The organism is Mycobacterium sp. IS-1590, from assembly GCF_001500025.1.
Classification (GTDB): Bacteria; Actinomycetota; Actinomycetes; order Mycobacteriales; family Mycobacteriaceae; genus Mycobacterium.
The window spans coordinates 1-18,738 of sequence record NZ_LQIW01000027.1; the positions used below are offsets into that span (position 1 = coordinate 1).

General features: G+C 67.0%; 21 protein-coding genes and 1 riboswitch. Of the genes, 6 read left to right on the forward strand and 15 right to left on the reverse strand.

Going from position 1 to position 18,738, the window contains the following annotated elements:
• Nucleotides 1-137: 137 nt before the first annotated feature.
• From AU197_RS17255 to AU197_RS17285, 7 genes are all read right to left on the reverse strand, one after another.
• Nucleotides 138-587 carry a septum formation family protein gene (locus AU197_RS17255; protein WP_156434459.1) on the reverse strand — a complete coding sequence of 150 codons (450 nt, stop codon included), beginning with the start codon at nucleotides 585-587 and terminating at the stop codon, nucleotides 138-140.
• Nucleotides 577-1,200 (reverse strand): alpha/beta hydrolase family protein, encoded by a 624-nt coding sequence (locus AU197_RS17260; protein WP_064403928.1) that lies wholly within the window; start codon nucleotides 1,198-1,200, stop codon nucleotides 577-579. Before AU197_RS17260 ends, AU197_RS17255 begins: the two co-directional genes overlap by 11 nt.
• Complete coding sequence (thiD, locus tag AU197_RS17265; RefSeq protein WP_064403929.1) at nucleotides 1,197-2,033, reverse strand: bifunctional hydroxymethylpyrimidine kinase/phosphomethylpyrimidine kinase; 837 nt, start codon at nucleotides 2,031-2,033, stop codon at nucleotides 1,197-1,199. The genes AU197_RS17260 and thiD overlap by 4 nt, the downstream gene beginning before the upstream one ends.
• A complete protein-coding gene (gene thiC / locus AU197_RS17270) occupies nucleotides 2,030-3,673 on the reverse strand; it encodes a phosphomethylpyrimidine synthase ThiC (protein ID WP_064403930.1) in 1,644 nt (547 codons plus the stop codon). The genes thiD and thiC overlap by 4 nt, the downstream gene beginning before the upstream one ends.
• A riboswitch (TPP riboswitch) is annotated at nucleotides 3,667-3,775 on the reverse strand. (Overlaps the previous gene by 7 nt.)
• A gap of 72 nt (nucleotides 3,776-3,847) precedes the next feature.
• Nucleotides 3,848-4,663 carry an exodeoxyribonuclease III gene (locus tag AU197_RS17275; RefSeq protein ID WP_064403931.1) on the reverse strand — a complete coding sequence of 272 codons (816 nt, stop codon included), beginning with the start codon at nucleotides 4,661-4,663 and terminating at the stop codon, nucleotides 3,848-3,850.
• A 3-nt stretch (nucleotides 4,664-4,666) separates the two neighbouring features.
• The gene (locus AU197_RS17280) at nucleotides 4,667-5,560 is read right to left on the reverse strand and encodes an N-acetylglutamate synthase, CG3035 family (RefSeq protein ID WP_064403932.1); all 894 of its coding nucleotides are present in this window, start codon (nucleotides 5,558-5,560) and stop codon (nucleotides 4,667-4,669) included.
• A gap of 2 nt (nucleotides 5,561-5,562) precedes the next feature.
• Nucleotides 5,563-6,156: a peptide deformylase gene (locus tag AU197_RS17285; RefSeq protein WP_064403933.1), complete on the reverse strand. Its 594-nt coding sequence runs from the start codon at nucleotides 6,154-6,156 to the stop codon at nucleotides 5,563-5,565.
• Nucleotides 6,157-6,293: 137 nt separating this feature from the next.
• Between AU197_RS17285 and napA the strand changes: the two genes are divergently transcribed.
• Genes napA through AU197_RS17310 form a run of 5 tightly spaced genes read left to right on the forward strand, consistent with a single transcriptional unit; the run spans nucleotide 6,294 to nucleotide 9,596 of the window.
• Complete coding sequence (gene napA, locus AU197_RS17290) at nucleotides 6,294-6,602, forward strand: nucleoid-associated protein NapA (protein WP_064351385.1); 309 nt, start codon at nucleotides 6,294-6,296, stop codon at nucleotides 6,600-6,602.
• 40 nt (nucleotides 6,603-6,642) lie between these two features.
• Nucleotides 6,643-7,101: a LytR C-terminal domain-containing protein gene (locus AU197_RS17295; RefSeq protein ID WP_064403934.1), complete on the forward strand. Its 459-nt coding sequence runs from the start codon at nucleotides 6,643-6,645 to the stop codon at nucleotides 7,099-7,101.
• A 10-nt stretch (nucleotides 7,102-7,111) separates the two neighbouring features.
• Nucleotides 7,112-7,843, forward strand: a complete 732-nt coding sequence (sodC, locus tag AU197_RS17300) for a superoxide dismutase[Cu-Zn] (RefSeq protein ID WP_064403935.1) — start codon at nucleotides 7,112-7,114, stop codon at nucleotides 7,841-7,843.
• Entirely contained in the window at nucleotides 7,824-8,957 is a 1,134-nt protein-coding gene (locus tag AU197_RS17305) for a glutamate--cysteine ligase (protein ID WP_064403943.1), read from the forward strand. The genes sodC and AU197_RS17305 overlap by 20 nt, the downstream gene beginning before the upstream one ends.
• 3 nt (nucleotides 8,958-8,960) lie before the next feature.
• On the forward strand, nucleotides 8,961-9,596 hold the full coding sequence (locus tag AU197_RS17310) for an LON peptidase substrate-binding domain-containing protein (protein ID WP_064403936.1): 636 nt from the start codon (nucleotides 8,961-8,963) through the stop codon (nucleotides 9,594-9,596).
• Nucleotides 9,597-9,639: 43 nt separating this feature from the next.
• Here the strand turns inward: AU197_RS17310 and AU197_RS17315 are convergent, their stop codons facing one another.
• From AU197_RS17315 to AU197_RS17350, 8 genes are all read right to left on the reverse strand, one after another.
• Nucleotides 9,640-10,554, reverse strand: coding sequence for an SAM-dependent methyltransferase (locus AU197_RS17315; protein ID WP_064403937.1), 915 nt, complete (start codon nucleotides 10,552-10,554; stop codon nucleotides 9,640-9,642).
• Nucleotides 10,541-10,903, reverse strand: coding sequence for a monovalent cation/H(+) antiporter subunit G (gene mnhG, locus AU197_RS17320; protein WP_064403938.1), 363 nt, complete (start codon nucleotides 10,901-10,903; stop codon nucleotides 10,541-10,543). Before mnhG ends, AU197_RS17315 begins: the two co-directional genes overlap by 14 nt.
• Entirely contained in the window at nucleotides 10,900-11,187 is a 288-nt protein-coding gene (locus AU197_RS17325; protein ID WP_064403939.1) for a monovalent cation/H+ antiporter complex subunit F, read from the reverse strand. Before AU197_RS17325 ends, mnhG begins: the two co-directional genes overlap by 4 nt.
• Nucleotides 11,184-11,714 (reverse strand): Na+/H+ antiporter subunit E, encoded by a 531-nt coding sequence (locus AU197_RS17330; protein ID WP_082696722.1) that lies wholly within the window; start codon nucleotides 11,712-11,714, stop codon nucleotides 11,184-11,186. Before AU197_RS17330 ends, AU197_RS17325 begins: the two co-directional genes overlap by 4 nt.
• 20 nt (nucleotides 11,715-11,734) lie before the next feature.
• Nucleotides 11,735-13,330, reverse strand: a complete 1,596-nt coding sequence (locus AU197_RS17335) for a Na+/H+ antiporter subunit D (RefSeq protein WP_064403941.1) — start codon at nucleotides 13,328-13,330, stop codon at nucleotides 11,735-11,737.
• Nucleotides 13,331-13,361: 31 nt separating this feature from the next.
• On the reverse strand, nucleotides 13,362-13,832 hold the full coding sequence (locus AU197_RS17340) for a Na(+)/H(+) antiporter subunit C (protein WP_064403942.1): 471 nt from the start codon (nucleotides 13,830-13,832) through the stop codon (nucleotides 13,362-13,364).
• Entirely contained in the window at nucleotides 13,829-16,717 is a 2,889-nt protein-coding gene (locus AU197_RS17345) for a Na+/H+ antiporter subunit A (RefSeq protein WP_064403944.1), read from the reverse strand. Before AU197_RS17345 ends, AU197_RS17340 begins: the two co-directional genes overlap by 4 nt.
• A gap of 241 nt (nucleotides 16,718-16,958) precedes the next feature.
• On the reverse strand, nucleotides 16,959-17,399 hold the full coding sequence (locus tag AU197_RS17350; RefSeq protein ID WP_082696723.1) for a DUF1707 domain-containing protein: 441 nt from the start codon (nucleotides 17,397-17,399) through the stop codon (nucleotides 16,959-16,961).
• A 173-nt stretch (nucleotides 17,400-17,572) separates the two neighbouring features.
• Between AU197_RS17350 and AU197_RS17355 the strand changes: the two genes are divergently transcribed.
• A partial coding sequence (locus AU197_RS17355; RefSeq protein WP_064403010.1) for an IS30 family transposase occupies nucleotides 17,573-18,738 on the forward strand: 1,166 nt, incomplete at its 3' end.

The following is an 18,738-nucleotide window of genomic DNA, read 5'->3' on the forward strand; positions in this document are numbered from 1 at the left end:
GTGCCGGCCCGGGCGGCGGGTACGGATTGGATGGCTGCCCGCCATAGGACGGTGGTGGTCCGTACGGCGGCGGTCCGTACGGCGGGGGAGGGCCCGGCGGCGTTGTCACGCGGTCACCGTATCGCGGCGACCGTCTTCTAGCTGCGGATCGAACCCCAGCGCTCGTTCTTGGCCATCGCGACGCACACCACCGATCGCGCCCCCTCCGACCAGGCTTGTGCACTCGGATAACCGATGGCGAGCCGAAAGGTCGGTCCCTCCGGGATATTCGGCGCGTAGTCGAAGAACTTTCCGCTGCATTGGTCGCCGAGGCTTCTCAGCGCGTCCTCGCCCGGGTACTCCCGCGCATCGGGCGCGCGGACGATTGCGAACACCTCCCCGTAGTGGGGCCCGTCGCAGTCGACTCGCTTGACTTCGTTCGGCAGAACGTCGGACTCACGCGTGCGCACACAATCTCCGAGCGCAAGGAGGTCGGCGCGCACCGTGGTCGTCATGCGTGGCTGGACGATGTAGAACCATCCGATCGCCGCAAGGGCGCCGACGCCGACCACGACGACCGCGACGAACACCCGGTGACTAGGACGCACCCATCAACCGTAGTGCCGCGTCGACCGCCAGCGCAGGCACATCAAGTGCCTTGGAGGCCAGATCATGCCGGGCGCCGGTGATCTCGACGACCTCGGCGGGTGCGCCGATCAGGGTAGCGGCGGACCGAAGATCGGCGATCGAGCCAAACGGGTCGGCGGTGCCGTGCGTGAACACCGTCGGTACCGCGATGCGCGGAAGATGTTCGGTGCGTGCGCGTTCTGGCTTGCCGGGCGGATGCAGTGGATACGAGAACAGCGTCAGCACGTCGATTTCGGCAGCCCCGTCGGCCACCGCCATCGATGTCATCCGCCCGCCGTAGGAGTGCCCGCCCGCGATGACCGGGCCGTCGGCGAGTGTGCGGGCGACGGCGACGGCCTCGAGCACTCCGGCTTGGTCGGTCGTGGCGGACCCGGACGGCGGGCCCTTGGGCCGGCGGCGCCGGTACGGCAGGTTGTATCGCACTGCAAGCCAACCGCGCCCGGCCCATTCGTCACAGACCCGCTTGAGTAGCGGTGCCTCCCTGCTGCCGCCGGCACCGTGGGTCAGTACGACCACACCGGCGCGATCCCCGTCGGGTTCGTGCGCGACACCCGCGATCGATTCGAGATTCACTCGGTGAGCCTGAACAGCGCCGACACCGGGCCATGGCCGTGCCCCAACGGGTAAGCCGCACGCAGACATTCGGTGACCCACCGTTTGGCGAACGCGACCGCCTCGGGTACCGGGTAACCGTGTGCCAACGCGCTGGCGATGGCTGCTGCCAACGTATCCCCGGCGCCGTGGTCGTGGCCGGTGTCGATTCGGGTGGCATCGAATTCGTGAAAATCGGCGCCGTCGAACAGGAGGTCGGGGCTCTGCGCCGAGGCTCGCAGGTGACCGCCCTTGACCAGTGCCCATTGCGGACCGAGCGCATGCAGCGCGCGGGCGGCCTCGCGCTGGGATGAGGGGTCGATGACCTCGATATCCGTGAGCAGGCGCACCTCGTCGAGGTTCGGTGTCACCAATGTCGCCAGCGGGAACAGTTGCGTCCGAAGCGAATCCAGTGCACTCGGGTGCAGCAGGGGATCACCGTGCATGGACGCGCACACCGGGTCGACGACCAACGGCACCGAACCGGCCATGCCCTGTGCGCGCCATGCCTCGGCGACGGTGTCGATGATCTCCGACGAAGCCAGCATCCCCGTCTTGGCTGCCTGCACACCGATGTCGGAGGCCACCGCTTCGATCTGCCCCGCGATGACGTCGAGTGGGATCTCGTGAAAACCCTTGACCCCGACCGAGTTCTGTATCGTGACCGCCGTGACCGCTACCAGGCTGTGCACCCCGAGCAGCGCGAACGTGCGCATGTCGGCCTGAATCCCTGCACCCCCACCGGAATCGGACCCGGCGATCGTCATCACTCGCACGGGGGTGGTGCCGGGAGGCGGCAGCGGCAGATAGCTCATGCCAGCGGCAGATACACGCGGTTGCCGCCTTCAGCGAATTCGCGTGACTTCTCGGCCATTCCCATCTCCATCACGGCTTCGATCGCCTCCTCGCTGTCGAGTCCGTGCTTGGCAGCATAATCGCGGACATCCTGCGTGATGCGCATGGAACAGAACTTCGGCCCGCACATCGAGCAGAAGTGTGCGCTCTTCGCCGGTTCGGCGGGCAGCGTCGCGTCGTGGAATTCCCGCGCGGTGTCGGGATCCAGTGACAACGCGAACTGATCATTCCAACGGAACTCGAAGCGTGCGCGCGACAGCGCGTCGTCGCGTTCCTGGGCGTGGGGATGGCCCTTGGCGAGATCTGCGGCATGCGCGGCGATCTTGTAGGCGATGACGCCGTCCTTGACGTCCTTGCGGTCGGGCAGGCCGAGATGCTCCTTCGGCGTCACATAGCACAGCATCGCGGTGCCCGCCTGAGCGATGATCGCCGCGCCGATCGCGCTGGTGATGTGGTCATAGGCCGGCGCGATGTCCGTCGCCAGCGGGCCCAGGGTGTAGAACGGCGCCTCTTCGCACCACTCCTCCTCGAGCCGGACGTTCTCCACGATCTTGTGCATCGGCACGTGCCCCGGTCCCTCGATCATCACCTGCACGCCATGCGATTTCGCGATCTTCGTGAGCTCACCGAGCGTACGCAGCTCGGCGAACTGGGCGGCGTCGTTGGCGTCGGCGATCGAGCCGGGCCGCAGACCGTCGCCGAGTGAGAACGTCACGTCGTAGCGCTGCAGGATCTGGCACAACTCGTCGAAGTGGGTGTACAGGAACGACTCCCGATGGTGGGCCAGACACCAGGCCGCCATGATGGAACCGCCGCGACTGACGATTCCGGTGACGCGCTTGGCCGTCAGCGGTACGTACCGCAGCAGCACGCCGGCGTGCACGGTCATGTAGTCGACACCCTGTTCACACTGTTCGATCACGGTGTCGCGGTACAGCTCCCACGTCAACGCCGCCGGGTCGCCGTTGACCTTCTCCAACGCCTGATAGATCGGAACGGTGCCGACCGGCACCGGAGAGTTGCGCAGGATCCACTCCCGAGTCGTGTGGATGTCGCGACCGGTGGACAGGTCCATGATGGTGTCGGCGCCCCATCGGGTGGCCCACACCATCTTGTCGACTTCTTCGGCGATGGAACTGGTCACAGCCGAATTGCCGATGTTGGCATTGACTTTCACCGCGAACGCCTTGCCGATGATCATCGGCTCGGTCTCGGGGTGATTGTGATTTGCGGGTATGACGGCCCTGCCGGCCGCGACCTCGTCGCGGACCAGCTCGGCCGCAACCGCCTCGCGCGCGGCGATGAACGCCATCTCGGCGGTGATCTCGCCGGCGCGGGCCCGCTGCAACTGGGTGCCGCGGTCGCGTACGACGCCCGGCCGCGCCGCCAAGCCCGCCTGCAGATCGAGCGTCGCGGTCGGGTCGGTATAGGGACCGGAGGTGTCGTAGAGGTCGAGGTGCTCACCGTTGGTCAGGTGCACCCTGCGGAACGGGACCTTCGCGCCGGGCACCTCGTCGAGCTCGCGGTAGACCTTCGAGCTGCCGTGGATCGGGCCGGTGGTCACGGACGGATTGACAGAACTGTTCGCGACATGCGTCATTTGAGGTATCTCCCTACGCCGGCATTACCCGGTCAGGTTCGTACGGTCGACGGGCCCACCCGTCCTCTCAGCGCGCTGGTGCGCGCTCCCGTGTGTGGACGCCTGCCACGCTAGCGCAGGCACGCAGGAATCGGGAGGGGTGACGTGAGAATCGCCGGAAGTCGATGGCCGCGGTCACCCCAGTTCGATCAGCACCGGGGCGTGATCGCTGGGGGCGCCGATGCGGTCCTTGCCGCTCTTGCGTTCATCGCGGACGATCTCGGCGTGCGAGACGCGCTCGGCAAGCGCCGGTGAGCCGAGGATGAAATCGATGCGCATACCGCGGTTCTTCGGGAACCGCAGCTGGGTGTAGTCCCAATAGGTGTAGATGCCCGGTCCGGGAGTGAACGGCCGCACCACATCGGCGAAACCCGCCGCCACCACGGCGTCGAAGGCCTCGCGTTCGGGTGCGGTGACGTGCGTGCTGCCCTGGTAGAACTCGACGCTCCAGACGTCCTCGTCGGTTGGCGCGATGTTCCAGTCGCCGACGAGAGCGATCTGCGCGTCCGGATCCTCGGACAACCACTTCTGTGCCGTATTACGCAGCGCGGTAAGCCATTCCAACTTGTAGTCATAGTGCGGGGAGCCGACGAACCGGCCATTCGGCACGTACAGACTCCACACTCGCACTCCATCGCAAGTGGCGCCGAGCGCGCGGGCTTCCGCGGCCGCCTCCACGTCGGGCTTGTCGCCCCAGGTCGGCTGATCCTCAAACCCCACCTGCACGTCTTCGATACCCACGCGGGACGCGATCGCCACACCGTTCCACTGGTTGAAGCCGCAGTGGGCCACCTCGTAACCGGCGGCGAGGAACGGCATGACCGGGAACTGTTCGTCGTTGCATTTGGTTTCCTGCATCGCCAGCACGTCGACGTCGGCCCGTTCGAGCCAGTCGGTGACCCGCTCGACCCGCGCCCGAATCGAGTTGACGTTCCACGTGGCGATCCGCATGTCTTACAGGCTACGAGCGTCGACATAGCGGCTGCGGTGCTGCGTCGAGAACCCCATCGACCTGTACAGGCCGATGGCCACCTCGTTGTCGATCAGCACCTGCGCGTAGCCGCGGGCTGCTCCCCGTTGGGCCCCCCAGTGCAACAGCGTCGAACACAGCGACCGCGCCAGACCCCGACCGCGGGCTTGCTCGTCGACCCGCACGGCCGACAACCCCACCCAGCGCCGGCCGCACGGCGCGGTCGTCACCGCCGCCCTGCCGACGGCCGCACCGGGGATCGTCGCGAATGCCACCTCGCCGTCGATGACGGCGGTCAACACGTCGACGGGTACGGCACGGCGATACAGGCGCAGCCATTCGTGGTCGGGCGTCTCGGTCAGCGTCACTTGCTCATCGGGTGCCGGAGTACTCAAATCGCTTGTCATGACGTCGGTCTCGAGGTGTGGCGGCACCTTCGTCGGGCCGAACAGCCGGTCGGGAATCGAAAGCCACGGGGTCAGCCCACGCTCGCCGTACCATCTGACGACGGCCGGAATGGCCGTGGCGTCAGCCTGGGGGCTCAGCGGCACAGCGGAATTGCCGCGATGCGTGTGGCCGCCCGCGGCGCGCAGCAGCCACCCGCCGATCCATTCCTGTTCGACACCCGGCCACGCCAGTGTCGCCGCGTGTTCGAGGTTGCGGATGTCGGCGGTGCGCACGGGTGCGGCGGTGAGCTCCTTGATGGCAACCACATCGTCGACATCGACCCGTACGACGACGCCTCTTTTCGTTCGAACCCCCAGCGCGGCACCAACATCGACGACATGGCCGACCACGTCGGTCAGCGGCGGTGTCGAACCGGCCGGAAGGCGGTACCGCACCGTCACGCGGGTACCGATCGCGGGCAGCGCGGGCACGGTCAGTGACCGAACGGATCGGGATCCTTACCGGGCATCCACGACAACCCCGGCACCCCCCAGCCGTGCGACTTCACCGCACGCTTGGCGCTGCGCGCATGCCTGCCGACCAACCGGTCCAGGTAGAGGAAACCGTCGAGGTGGCCCGTCTCGTGTTGCAGCATCCGGGCGAACAGGTCGGTGCCCTCGATGGTGATCGGGTTGCCTTCTGCGTCCAGGCCCGTCACCCTCGCCCAATCGGCGCGCCCCGTCGGGAACGACTCCCCGGGCACCGAAAGGCAACCCTCGTCGTCGTCGTCCGGATCGGGCATGGTTTCGGGGACCTCGGAGGTCTCCAACACCGGGTTGACGACCACACCGCGACGGCGGGTGATACGGCCGCGCACCTCGGCGCAGTCGTAGACGAACACCCGCTTGGAGACGCCGATCTGGTTCGCGGCCAAGCCAACCCCGTTTGCGGCGTCCATCGTGTCGAACAGGTCGGCGATCAGGTCCGCGAGTTCGGCGGGCAGCGAACCGTCCTCGCCGACCGGCACCGGCTCGGTGGCTGTGTGTAGGACGGGGTCCCCTACGATGCGGATCGGAACGACTGCCATGGTCGAAAATCTTAAGTCGGGGATGCTTGCCGCCCGACTCGCGGGCATGTCGAACCGCTCATCAGCCCATCACGTGGTTGAATGAGCGCCGAACCACAGCGATGTCATTCAAGTTGTCGGAAGGGTCCAAGAGCCAGATGGACGGCGCGATCGCGCGGACTGAACAATCCGGAGACAACTCTGAACTCTCCGACGGGCTGACTCGGCGCGAGCACGACATTCTCGCGTTCGAGCGGCAGTGGTGGAAATACGCGGGCTCCAAGGAAGACGCCATCAAAGAGTTGTTCTCCATGTCGGCCACCCGTTACTACCAGGTGCTGAACGCGCTCGTCGACCGACCAGAGGCGCTCGCCGCCGATCCGATGCTGGTCAAACGGTTGCGGCGACTGCGGGCCAGCAGACAGAAGGCGCGGGCGGCACGCCGTCTCGGCTTCGACGTCACCTGAGTTTCCCGGGCCGGCCGGCCCGCTCGATAAGGTGGGCGCAATGAACCAGCGAGATTCGTCGGGGCTGCCCCTGCGCGCCATGGTGATGGTGTTGCTCTTCCTGGGCGTCGTTTTCCTGTTGGTGGCGTTCCAGGCGATGGGTTCGGACAGCGACGAGGACGACGCGCCGCCGCTGGCGACCACGACGACGACCACCACGCCCACGACGGCCGAAGCGCCGAAACCCGCCGAAGCCGAGGTCCGGGTCTTCAACATCTCCACCGTTGCCGGGGCGGCCGAGGGCGCCGCCGGACGGTTGCGCGAAGCCGGCTGGAACGTCACCGAGACCGGCAACCTCGAACTGCCGGACGTGGCGGCCACAACCGTGTACTTCAGCGACGCCGCCGGTGAGCAGGAGGCCGCAGAAGAGGTGGGCCGGCTGCTCGAGGCGCCCGTCGCGCCGCGGTTGCCCGCACTCGCCGAACAACCGCCCGGCGTCATCGTGGTGGTCACCGGTTAGGCTCGTGCACATGTTCAAGACCGTCGCCGCAGCTGCCTTGTTCGCCGTCCCCGCACTCGCCTTGAGCGCCTGCGCGGCGCCCGAGGAGCCCAGCAACGCGCCGGGCACCCCGCCGCCCGTCTGGACCGGATCTCCGTCTCCCTCGGCCCCGCCCGGTGAGGGCGGTGGCGGTCACGGCGGCGGGCAGGCAGAAGGACAAGGTCAGGGCGAAGGGCAAGGTGCCGGCGAGACGCTCACCGCGGAACTCAAGCTCGCCGACGGCACCCCGGTGGCGACCGCCGACATCCAGTTCAGCGGCGGCTACGCGACCATCACCGTCGAGACCACCACGCCTGGCAGGCTGACACCCGGCTTCCACGGCATGCACATCCATCAGGTCGGCAAGTGCGAGGCCAACTCGGTTGCGCCCACGGGTGGTGCGCCCGGGAACTTCAATTCGGCGGGCGGGCACTTCCAGGTGCCCGGCCACAGCGGTCACCCGGCGAGCGGCGACCTGACGTCGCTGCAGGTGCGCGAAGACGGCTCGGCCAAGGTCGTGACGACGACCGACGCCTTCACCGCCGAGGAACTGACCTCGGGCGCGGGCACCGCGATCATCGTCCATGAGAAGGCGGACAACTTCGCCAACATTCCGCCGGAGCGCTACCAGCAGGTCAACGGTGACCCGCCGCCGGATGCGGCCACTTTGGCGACCGGTGACGCCGGATCGCGGGTGGCGTGCGGTGTTATCCGTACCGGCTAACAGCCACATCGATTTCGTCGGCTCGCCACGACCGACGGTCGGGGTCGAGTGGGAATTCGCGCTCGTCGACGCGATGACGCGGGACTTGAGCAACGAGGCCACCGCGGTAATCGAGGAACTCGGCGAGAACAACCCGCGCGTGCACAAGGAACTGCTGCGCAACACCGTCGAGATCGTCACGGGTATCTGTGATTCGGTGCCCGAGGCGATGAACGATCTGCGCTCGACACTGGTGACGGCCCGCGAGATCGTCCGGGCGCGTGGCATGGAGTTGTTCTGCGCCGGCACTCACCCGTTCGCGAAGTGGTCGCCGGGCAGCCTGACCGATGCCCCCCGCTACGCCGAGTTGATCAAGCGCACCCAGTGGTGGGGCAGGCAGATGCTGATCTGGGGCGTGCACGTGCACGTAGGGGTTCGGTCCGCGCACAAGGTGATGTCGATCATCACCTCGCTGCTCAACCACTACCCGCACCTGTTGGCCCTGTCGGCGTCCTCCCCGTTCTGGGACGGCGAGGACACCGGCTATGCGTCCAACCGGGCGATGATGTTTCAGCAGCTGCCGACGGCCGGGCTGCCGTTTCACTTCCAGACGTGGTCGGAATGGGAACGTTTCGTCTACGACCAGAAGAAGACCGGCATCATCGACCACATGAATGAAATCCGTTGGGACATCCGGCCTTCGCCCCATATCGGCACCGTGGAGATCCGGATATTCGACGGTGTCTCCAATCTGCGCGAGTTGGGTGCGCTGGTGGCGCTGACGCACTGCCTGGTCGTCGACCTCGATCGGCGGCTCGATGCCGGCGAGTCGCTGCCCACTATGCCGCCGTGGCATGTGCAGGAGAACAAGTGGCGCGCAGCGCGTTACGGCCTCGACGCGATCATCATCCAGGACGCGAACAGCAACGAGCGGTTGGTCACCGAGGATCTCGACGACTTGCTCAATCGGCTCGAACCGGTGGCGGCCTCACTGCAGTGCGCCGACGAATTGCGGTGCGTCGCCGACATCTACGGGGCTGGTGCGTCGTATCAACGACAACGCCGTGTCGCCGAGGAGCACGACGGTGACCTGCGCGCCGTCGTCGACGCCCTGGTCGCCGAACTGGAGCTGTAGACGATGGCGGCCATCCCGATGTTTCCGCTGCAGGTGGCGATGCTGCCGGGCGAAGACCTTCCGCTGCGAATCTTCGAACCGCGCTACAGCGCACTGGTTTCGGACTGCCTGGCCACCGAGGATCCGGCGTTCGGGGTTGTGTTGATCACGGCGGGCAGGGAGGTGGGCGGCGGAGACGTACGCAGCGACGTCGGCGCGCTGGCTCACATCGGCGAAGTCGCGGATTTCGGTGATGGCAGATACCGCCTCAAATGCGCGGTGGGCGAACGTATCCGGGTCATCGAGTGGCAACCCGACGACCCGTATCCACGTGCCGCGGTCGAACCGTGGCCCGATCAGCCGGGTGAAGCCGTCGAGGTGGACGCGATCCGCGATGTGGAGGATCGCATGGCCGCGCTGTTCGAACGCATCGCCTCCGCACGCGGCGCCGAGGTGAACGGCCGTGAGTTCGTGGCGGGTGCGGACGCCTCCGGCGATGCCGGTAAGTGGTTGTATGCGTTGACTTCTCGCCTGCCCATGGGGCAGGCCGACCGCTACGCGGTGCTGGCTGCGCCGACGGTCGCCGAGCGGCTGGCGGCGCTGAGCGACGCCGTCGAGACCGTGACTGCGATGGTCGAGTTCCAGCTGTCGGGGGAGTAGCTTCAGTGGTGTCCGACGAGCCGGCTCAGGTTCGGCGACCGGTTCAGCAAGTCCGTTGGCCCTCGACGAACACCGTGCGCGGCGTGGTGTCGTCGGGCTCACCAGCTGCGCACCGGCCGTAGCGGTCCATCAGGTCGGCGGCACTGACCGAGGTCACGTCCCAACCGTGGTCGGTGAGCCAGTCGCTCACCTCGGTGCGTTCCTCGGTGTACCAGAGGTCCTCTACGTCGAACGCGTCATCCCCGCCCTCATCGCCCTCTTCGCGGGCCTGCCTGCGGTACTCCGCCAGCCTCTCGCGGCGACTGGCCAGGTATCCCGGGTCGAAAAACCCCGGGCCGAACGACTCGACGCCGATGCGGCTGCCTCGCGCGCTGAGCCGGTGGATCCGTTCGAACAGCAGGTCCTGTCCACTGGCGGGCAGGTACGGCAGCAGCCCCTCGGCGGCCCACGCGGTCGGCTCGCTCGAGTCGAACCCCGCGTCCCTCAGGGCCCGCGGCCAATCCTCCCGCAAGTCGATCGGCACCGGGAGATACTCGGCGGCCGGCTGGACGTCGTGGCGGTGCAACGTGTCGACCTTGAATGCCAGCACGCGGGGTTGATCGATCTCGTAGACGACGGTGCCACCGATCCACGGCAACCGCCAGGCCCGCGCATCGAGCCCGGCCGCGAGAATCACGACCTGGTCGATGCCGTTGGCGCCTGCGGCGATGAAGAACTCGTCGAACCACTTTGTGCGCGAGGCCGCATACCCGCCGATGGATCGGATACGTTCTGCCATGTGGGCCGGGGGCTGTTGCCAACCCTGTTCGACCGCCGCGTCGACGAACATCTGGGCGTACGGGTCGGTGAAGAGCGGACACTCGGTGTGCTGCTCCAGGGCACGAGACCAGGCCACCCCCAGCGCCGTCGCGCCCACACTCTCGGTGATGCCCCAGCTGTCGTCGTCAGTCCTGGCCATCGGCACCGCTTTCCGTGTGGTCGGCGAACTCGTCGATCTCGTCGGTGGTCAACAGATCGTCTCGGACGTTCTGTTCCCGATACGCGAGCTGACCAACCCGGTTCGCCACCACCGGCGCGGTGATGAGCGTGAACAAGCCGGTGAGTACGAGCATGCCGATATCGGCGTTGCCACGCAGCCGTATCCCGGCGCCGATGATCACCAACAGGAGCCCGAGCACCTGCGGCTTGGACGCCGCGTGCATCCGCGTCAACGTGTCCGGGAAGCGGACCACGCCGATCGCGGCGGTCAGCGCGAGCGACGAGCCGCCCAGCACCAGCACGCTGGTGACGATGTCGAGACCGGTCATCGTCGCCTCCCGATGGTGCGGGGCTTGTCGACGTCGGGGACGCGGAACCGGGCGACGCTCACGGTGCCGACGAAGCTGATCAACGCCAGCGCGGCCATGCCGTAGGTGACGGTGCTGTCCAGGCTGTAGGCGCCCCAGATTCCGGTGCCGCACATGGCCACCGCGATGAGCGTGTCGACGGCGACCAACCGGTCGAGTGTGCTCGGCCCGGACAGGAGCCGGAACATCGTGATGGCCGCGGCGGCGGTGATCATGACTGCGGCGATGACCCACACGGTATTCACAGTTCGACCTCCTCGTGCGCGGGGCGCCAGTCCTCGGGACGCTCGAACGTTCGGACCAACAGCCGCTCGATCACGGCCACCTGGTGGTAGAACGCGCTCAGCGCGCGGTCGGAGCCGACGTCGATGACATGCATGTAGAGCAGCCGACGGGTCTGGTCGATCTCCAGCACGATCGATCCCGGGATCAGGTTGAAGATGACGACCGCCAGCGACAGCACGAGGTCCGACTTCACCGAAAGCTGCGCGCGCAGCACCGCTGACAGCGGTGGTCGGGGTTTCAACGACAGCAGCGCGACCTGTACCGACGACAGCACCAATCGGTAAGCGACCGTGAGGACGAGCCGGATCAGCGACAGCACGTGGACCTTGCCCTCGACCGGCACGGCGGGCAGCGGCAGGAGCCAGGTGATCAACGTCGCGACGGCCAGGCCCGACAACACGTTGGCCGCAGAGAACGTGCCCCACAACAGGATCCAGACGAGTACGAGCCAGCAGAGGATCCAGATACGAAGCACGACACTTCGCATCGGTGCGGTCTTCGATGCCCTCATCGCGGCCCCACCACGGCAGTGATGTACTCGCTGCGGTCGAGCACCTCGCTGGAAGCCCTTTCGCTGTAGGCGAATATCGGCCCGGCGAGAACCGTCAACGCGAGCCCGGCGGCGATCAGTGCGCCCGTGGGCCCGACCATGCCCGCCGGCATTCGACCGACGTGGTCGCGGTCGACGAACTGGATGTCCTCGGGTTCGTCGAGCAACGCCGACGGCACCGCCGCGGACAGATGGCCTTCGGGCGCGTCCTCGCGCGACCGCCAGAACGCTTTGGTCCATACGCGCACGACCACGTACAGCGTCAGCAAGCTGGTCAGCACACCGCCGGCCACCAACGTCCAGGCCAGCACCGAGCCGTCCTGCGCCCCGGCTTCGAGCAGCGCCACCTTCCCGATGAAGCCAGAGAACGGTGGTATGCCACCGAGATTGAGCGCCGGAACGACAAACACGAATGCCAGCAGCGGGCTGGCGGCCGCCAAACCGCCGAGGCGGTCCATCGTCGACGCGCCGGCCTGGCGTTCGATCAGCCCGACGACGAGAAACAGTGTGGTCTGCACCAGGATGTGGTGCGCCACATAGTAGATGGCACCGGACATCCCGAGCTGGTTGGACAACGCGATGCCGAAGACCATGTAGCCGATGTGGCTCACCAGGGTGAACGACAACAGCCGTTTGATGTCGCTCTGCGCGATCGCGCCGAGAATACCGACCAGCATCGTCAGCAACGCGGCCACCAACAGCACCGGGTCGAGTCCACCGCCGGGGAACAACAGCGAGTGCGCCCGGATGATCGAATAGACACCCACCTTCGTGAGCAGGCCGGCGAAGACGGCGGTGACCGGTGCGGGCGCCGTGGGGTAGGAGTCGGGCAGCCAGGCCGAGAGCGGGAACACCGCAGCCTTGATGCCGAACGCCACCAGCAGCACGGCGAACATCGCCGAACGGATACCGCCCGACACGTCGTCGAGGCGCACCGAGAGCTCCGCCAAGTTCAGCGTTCCGGTGGCGCCGTAGACGAGAGCCAGACCGAACAGGAAGATCAGCGATCCGACCATCGAGACCATCACGTAGGAGATGCCCGCTCGGACACGGTCTTTGCTGGCTCCGACCGTCAGCAGTACGAAGCTCGCGGCCAGCAGCACCTCGAAACCGACGAAGAGGTTGAACAGGTCACCGGCGAGGAACGCCATGCACACTCCGGCTGACAACACCAGGTAGGTGGGCATGAAGATCGACACCGGCTGGCGTTCGTCGCCGTCGCGGACGCCCTGTCCGATGGCGTAGAACACCACGGCCAACAACACGATCGACGAGACGACGAGCATCAGGGCCGACAATCGGTCCACCACGAGCGTGATGCCCAGAGGACCCATCCCGGGCACCGACTGCCCCCACCCGCCGACGTTGAGTACGAGTGTGCCGTCCCGGTCGGCGAGGTAGAGCAGCGCGCCACACACCGCGACGACAACCGACAACACGGCGAGCGTGAGGAGTCGCTGCAGTCGTGGCCGCCTGCCCGCGATCAGCGTGGTCGCCGCGCCCAGCGTCGGGAGCAGGACGGGCAGGGGAATCAAGGTGGCCGCCAACGTCATGCGCCGTCCGCCTTCACTGCTGGCCTCCGAATCATTTGGACCCCTCGTAGCCGGGCAGCGCGTCCAACTCGTCGGGCGCATCGGTGTCGCGCGCGGCTTCGGGTCGGGGCCGGTCCTCTTCGACGGCGGCGATGTCCTTGGCGGCCAACTCGGAGACCTTGGCGTCCTCGGGGTCGTCGCCCACTTCCTCCGCGGTGGTCAACCGGTAGGTGCGGTATGCCATCGCCAGCACGAACGCCGCGACACCCATCGTGATGACGATCGCCGTCAGGATCATGCCCTGCGCCAACGGATCCGCCGTGGTGGTGTGATCGTTGCTGCTCCGCCCCCAGATCGGCGGCTTACCGGACGGGCCGCCGGCGATGAGGATGAGCAGGTTGATCGCGTTGCTGATGAGCAACAGTCCCAACAGCATTCGGGTCAGGTTGCGCTCGAGCAGCAGGTAGACGCCGGCGCTGGTGAGCCCGCCGAGCAGGACGAGAGGTACGAGCGAGGTCGTCATCGCGAACTCACCGCCGTCTTCTGTTCCTGGCCCAACTCCACGTCGATACGGGCTCCGAGGCTGCGCAACACGTCGAGTACCAGACCCACGACGATGAGGTACACGCCGAGATCGAAGAACAACGCGGTCACGAATTTGACCGTGCCCAACACCGGCACGTCGACCTCGATCAGCGCCGACGACAGCGCGGGTGCCCCCACCAGAAGCGAGGCGACCGCGGTACCGGCGGCCAGGGTCAGCCCCGCGCCGAGGATCTTGCCCGCGTCCAGCGGCAGCGCCTCGCCCAGTTCGTAGCGACCGCCGGCGAGGTAGCGCAGCACCAGCGCGAGCCCTGCGGTCAAGCCACCGGCGAACCCACCGCCGGGAGTGTTGTGTCCCGCGAAGAAGAAGTACGCCGACAACACCATGATCAGCGGGAAGATGATCCGGGTGGCGACCTCGAGGATCAACGACCGGTGCCGCGGGTCGCGCAGCTCGCTGCCCCGCAACCAGGTGATGTCGCCGGCCGCAGGGCTGGTGTTCACCATCGCAGGTAGCCGGCCGATGTCGGGCTGGCCTGCATCGGAGACCCTAGGCGGTGCCCCGAACCTCCTGTGCCGGAACACCATTGACGCAACACCGGTCGCCGCGACCACGAGCACCATGACCTCGCCCATGGTGTCCCAGGCGCGGATGTCGACCAGCAGCACATTGACGGCGTTGGCGCCGTGGCCGCGGTAGTACGCCGCCTCGGGGATCAACGAGGCGATCGGAGTTCCCGTGCGCGCGGCCATCGCGTACACCGCCAAGGTGGTCACGGTCGCACCCACCGCCAGTGCCAGCGCTGCCCGCGGCCATCGGTATCTGCGAATGTGCACGCGGTCGGCTTCGGCGGGCAGCGTGCGCAGCACCAGGACGAACACCACGAGGGTCAACGTCTCGACCAGGAACTGGGTCAGGGCCAGATCCGGGGCGCCGTGCAGCGCGAAGATCACCCCGCACCCGTATCCCGTCACGCCGACGAGCAGCACCGCCGCCAGGCGGTTGCGCATCACCAGAGCACCGAGCGCGGCGGCCAGGATGATCAGACCGATCACCACCTGAAGCGGTGAACCCCACAGCCTGAACTCTGGGCGGTCGCGCGCGCCCACCGCGAGCGCGATCGTCGGCACCAGCACCAGCGTCGACAGGATCGCCGACTGGGTGGCCGGGATCGAACCGCGCTGGGTGACGGCGGTGAGTTCCACCGCCCACAGGTCGAGGCGGCGCACCACGGCGTCGTAAACGTGGTCGGCGTTGCCCAGCGGTTCGCGCATCGTGCGGAACCGGCGCAACCGGTCGCGCCCCACGAAGGCCGCCACGCCGGTGGCGATCACCAACACCGACAGCAGCAGCGGCAGGTTCACGCCGTGCCACAGCGCCAGGTGGTACTCGTTGTTGCCGGCGGGCACCGTATCGGTGTAACCCTCCAACACGTCGCCGATCCCGATCGGCCAGACCCCGAAGGCCAGGCCCGCCGCCGCGAGGATGCCCGGCGCGATCATGAACGTGGGCTCGGGGCGGTGCATCTCGGCGACGCGGGTGCTTGGTTCGGGCTGCCCCTTGCGGCCGAACGCACCGAACAGGAAACGCAGGCTGTAGATGGTGGTGAACACCGAGCCGATCACGATGCCGGCCAGCACCAGCGGGGCGAAGGCTCCGAGGGTTGGGGTGTACAGCACGGTTGCCAAGTCGGCTTCCTTGGCGACGAAGCCGAAGAACGGTGGCAGCGCCGCCATGCTGGCCGAGGCGCCGATGGCGATGACCAACAGCGGTCGCGACCTGTCGCCGAGCCAGGCCAGTCTGCGGATGTCGCGGGTGCCGGTGGCGTGGTCGATGATGCCGACGACCATGAACAGCGCCGCCTTGAACATGGCGTGTGCGACCAGCATCGCTAGCCCGCCGAGCATCATGTCGCTGCCGCCGGTGCCGACCATGATCGTGATCAGCCCCAGCTGGCTCACCGTGCCGAAGGCCAGGATCAACTTCAGGTCGTACTCGCGTACCGCACGCCAACCGGCCAGCAGCATGGTCAGCAGGCCGAGTGAGACCACCATCGGGCGCCATATCGGGGAGTCGGCGAAGCCGGGGCTCATGCGCGCGATCAGGTAGACGCCGGCCTTGACCATCGCCGCGGCGTGCAGATAGGCGCTCACCGGGGTCGGTGCGGCCATCGCGCCCGGTAGCCAGAAGTGCAGCGGCACGATCGCCGACTTCGAAAGGGCGCCGATCAAGATGAGCACCAGCCCGACCGACGCCGCCACCCCGGTCGGCGGGGATTCGAGGAGTTCGGAGAGCAGGTAGGTGCCCGCCATGTTGCCGAGCACGATGATTCCGACCAGCATCGCCAGGCCGCCGAACGTCGTGACCAACAACGCCTGCGTCGCCGCGCGCCTGCTGGTGAGGCGTTCGGCGTAGTGGCCGACCAGAAGGAACGACAGCACCGAGGTGATTTCCCAGAACACGTAGAGCATCAGCAGGTTGTCGCTGGTGACCAGGCCGAACATCGCGCCGGAGAACGCGACCAGTTCGGCGGCGAAACTCGGCAACCGGTTCTCGATGCGCCCGTCGTGGTGCTGGAAATAGTCGGCGCAGTAGAACAGGACCAGGGCGCCGATGCCGAGCACCAGCACGCTCATGATCGCGGCGAGCGTGTCGAAGCGCAGCGTGATGTTCATCGACAGCTCGGGCACCCACGGCACGTCGACGGTGCTCGACCGACCGGCCGACGGCCAGTTCTGCACCACCCACACCAGGGACGCAAGCGGCACCAGCGCCAGCGGATAGAACGCCTTGCGCCCCCATTTGTGGACAAGCAGGGGCGCCAGCGCGGTGGCGACCGCGTGGGCGAGCAGGACGGCGAGCAGGGCACTCCGATCGATTGGGTTGGTCAGCACGCGGCCGCCAACCGGAGAACTGATGGTCGGGGTGTCAGCCGAGTAAGGCTTCGGTGATTTGCATTCTACGTGGGCCGATCGGCGCTACTATGCCCCGCCGCTGACTCCACCGACCTCCGGGTGGTCGGCGCCGGCCCGATCGTAAAACGCTCAGGAGTGCCGCAGTCGCGCATATGCCCAGGCCAACGGGGAGCGCGGCAGCGTCGACCCGCTACGCGATCCGCGCGGGCCTGATCGACCCGTGAGCCAGCGCCGGAGCGGCATGGCAGATGACGCCGATGCCCCAGCCCAGGATCGGCCACACCGGCCAGAAGTACCAGGCGCCCGCGGTCAGTCCAACCACCAGCCAGATACCGAGCATCAGCAGCGACCCGGCGACGTAGCCCGCGAGGTGGAATTGAACGCTGCGGCGGGCCGCCCGGCGTAGCGCCTCGCGGCGGCGCGGATCGTTGCGACGCAAGTGAGCCAACGGTAGATCTGCGGTGAGAGCGTGGAGGTCTGCGCGGGTGGCGGCGGCGAACGCGGTCTGCAGCCGGCTCTCGTACTCCGTCATGTCGAGGTAACCCTGCGCCAGGGCCAGGCCGAGTAGATGTGCGGTCCTCTCGCGGTCGGGGTCTCCCGCGCGGACAACGGGCGCGATGGGTGCAGTCACGGCGACCTCCTCGATCTTGACACTGACAAGTTCTGTGTACGACTATGCCGCTTGCAACTAGCCACTGTCAAGATGCGCCGCCCGTGGTTTGGCGCGAACGTGGATTACCCGCACGTTTTGGACGCCGCGGATTCATACGGTCAGTGCAACATCCCTGGATTTGGAGGTTGCATATGCCAAGTGGTTATCCGCATCCGCGGTCGACGCGTCGGGAGTTGTTTGATCGGGTGTGTCAGGGCGTGGGAGTGGAGCGTGCAGCCCGGGAGATGGGCGTGTCAACGACCGCGGCGACGTTGTGGTGGCGCGAAGCTGGAGCGATGCAGCTAGTGAGGGGTAACAATCGTGCTGGCCATGGCGTGGTTGATCCAGGTGATCCTGATGGGCCAGGCGGTAAAGGACATCGCCTGAGTTTGGATGAGCGCATCGCGATCATGCGTGGCCTTGATGCCGGGCTCAGCGATGCTGCCATTGCCGAGCAGATCGACCGTGATCGCAGCACTGTGTGGCGCGAAAGGCGCCGCAACCGCAATGCTGATGGGGACTACCACGCCCGCATGGCGCACAGCCGTGCAGCGCACAACGCCAAGCGGCCTAAAGGGTTCAAGCTCAACGACGTCAGGTTGTGCGCCCAGGTCCACACGTGGATGGACCAGGGGTGGAGCCCCAAGCTGATCGCCGACGTGTTGGCCCGCGATCACCGCGATGACAGGCTGGCACGGGTGAGTCACGAAACCATCTACAAGTGCCTCTACGTCCAAGGCCGCGGGCAGCTGCGCGCTGATCTGCACAAGCGGCTCTCGACCAAACGTATGGCACGTAAATCACGCGATGCCGCGCCGCGACGCCCACCGTTTAGCGATGTGCTCACCATCAGCAAGCGTCCCCCGGAAGTCGATGATCGGGCCGTACCCGGGCACTGGGAAGGCGACCTCATCTTGGGCAGCGGCTGTGGCAGTGCGATCGGCACGCTGGTCGAGCGCAGTACCCGGTTCACCATCTTGCTGCACCTGCCCAACGATCACACCGCCGAATCGGTGGCCACCGCGATGATCGCGGCGATGAGCCAGCTGCCGGCTGCGCTGCGCCGCACCATCACCTGGGACCGCGGCTCAGAGATGGCCGGCTGGCAAGACATCAGCCTGCAACTGCAGGCACCGGTCTACTTCTGCGATCCCCATTCGCCCTGGCAGCGTGGCAGCAACGAGAACACCAACCGGCTCCTACGGTTCTGGTTCGAAAAGGGCACCGACCTGCGCGTGCATTCCAAGGCCGATCTGCAACGCATCCAAGACACCCTCAACAAACGACCCCGACCCACCCTGAACCTCGACACCCCCGC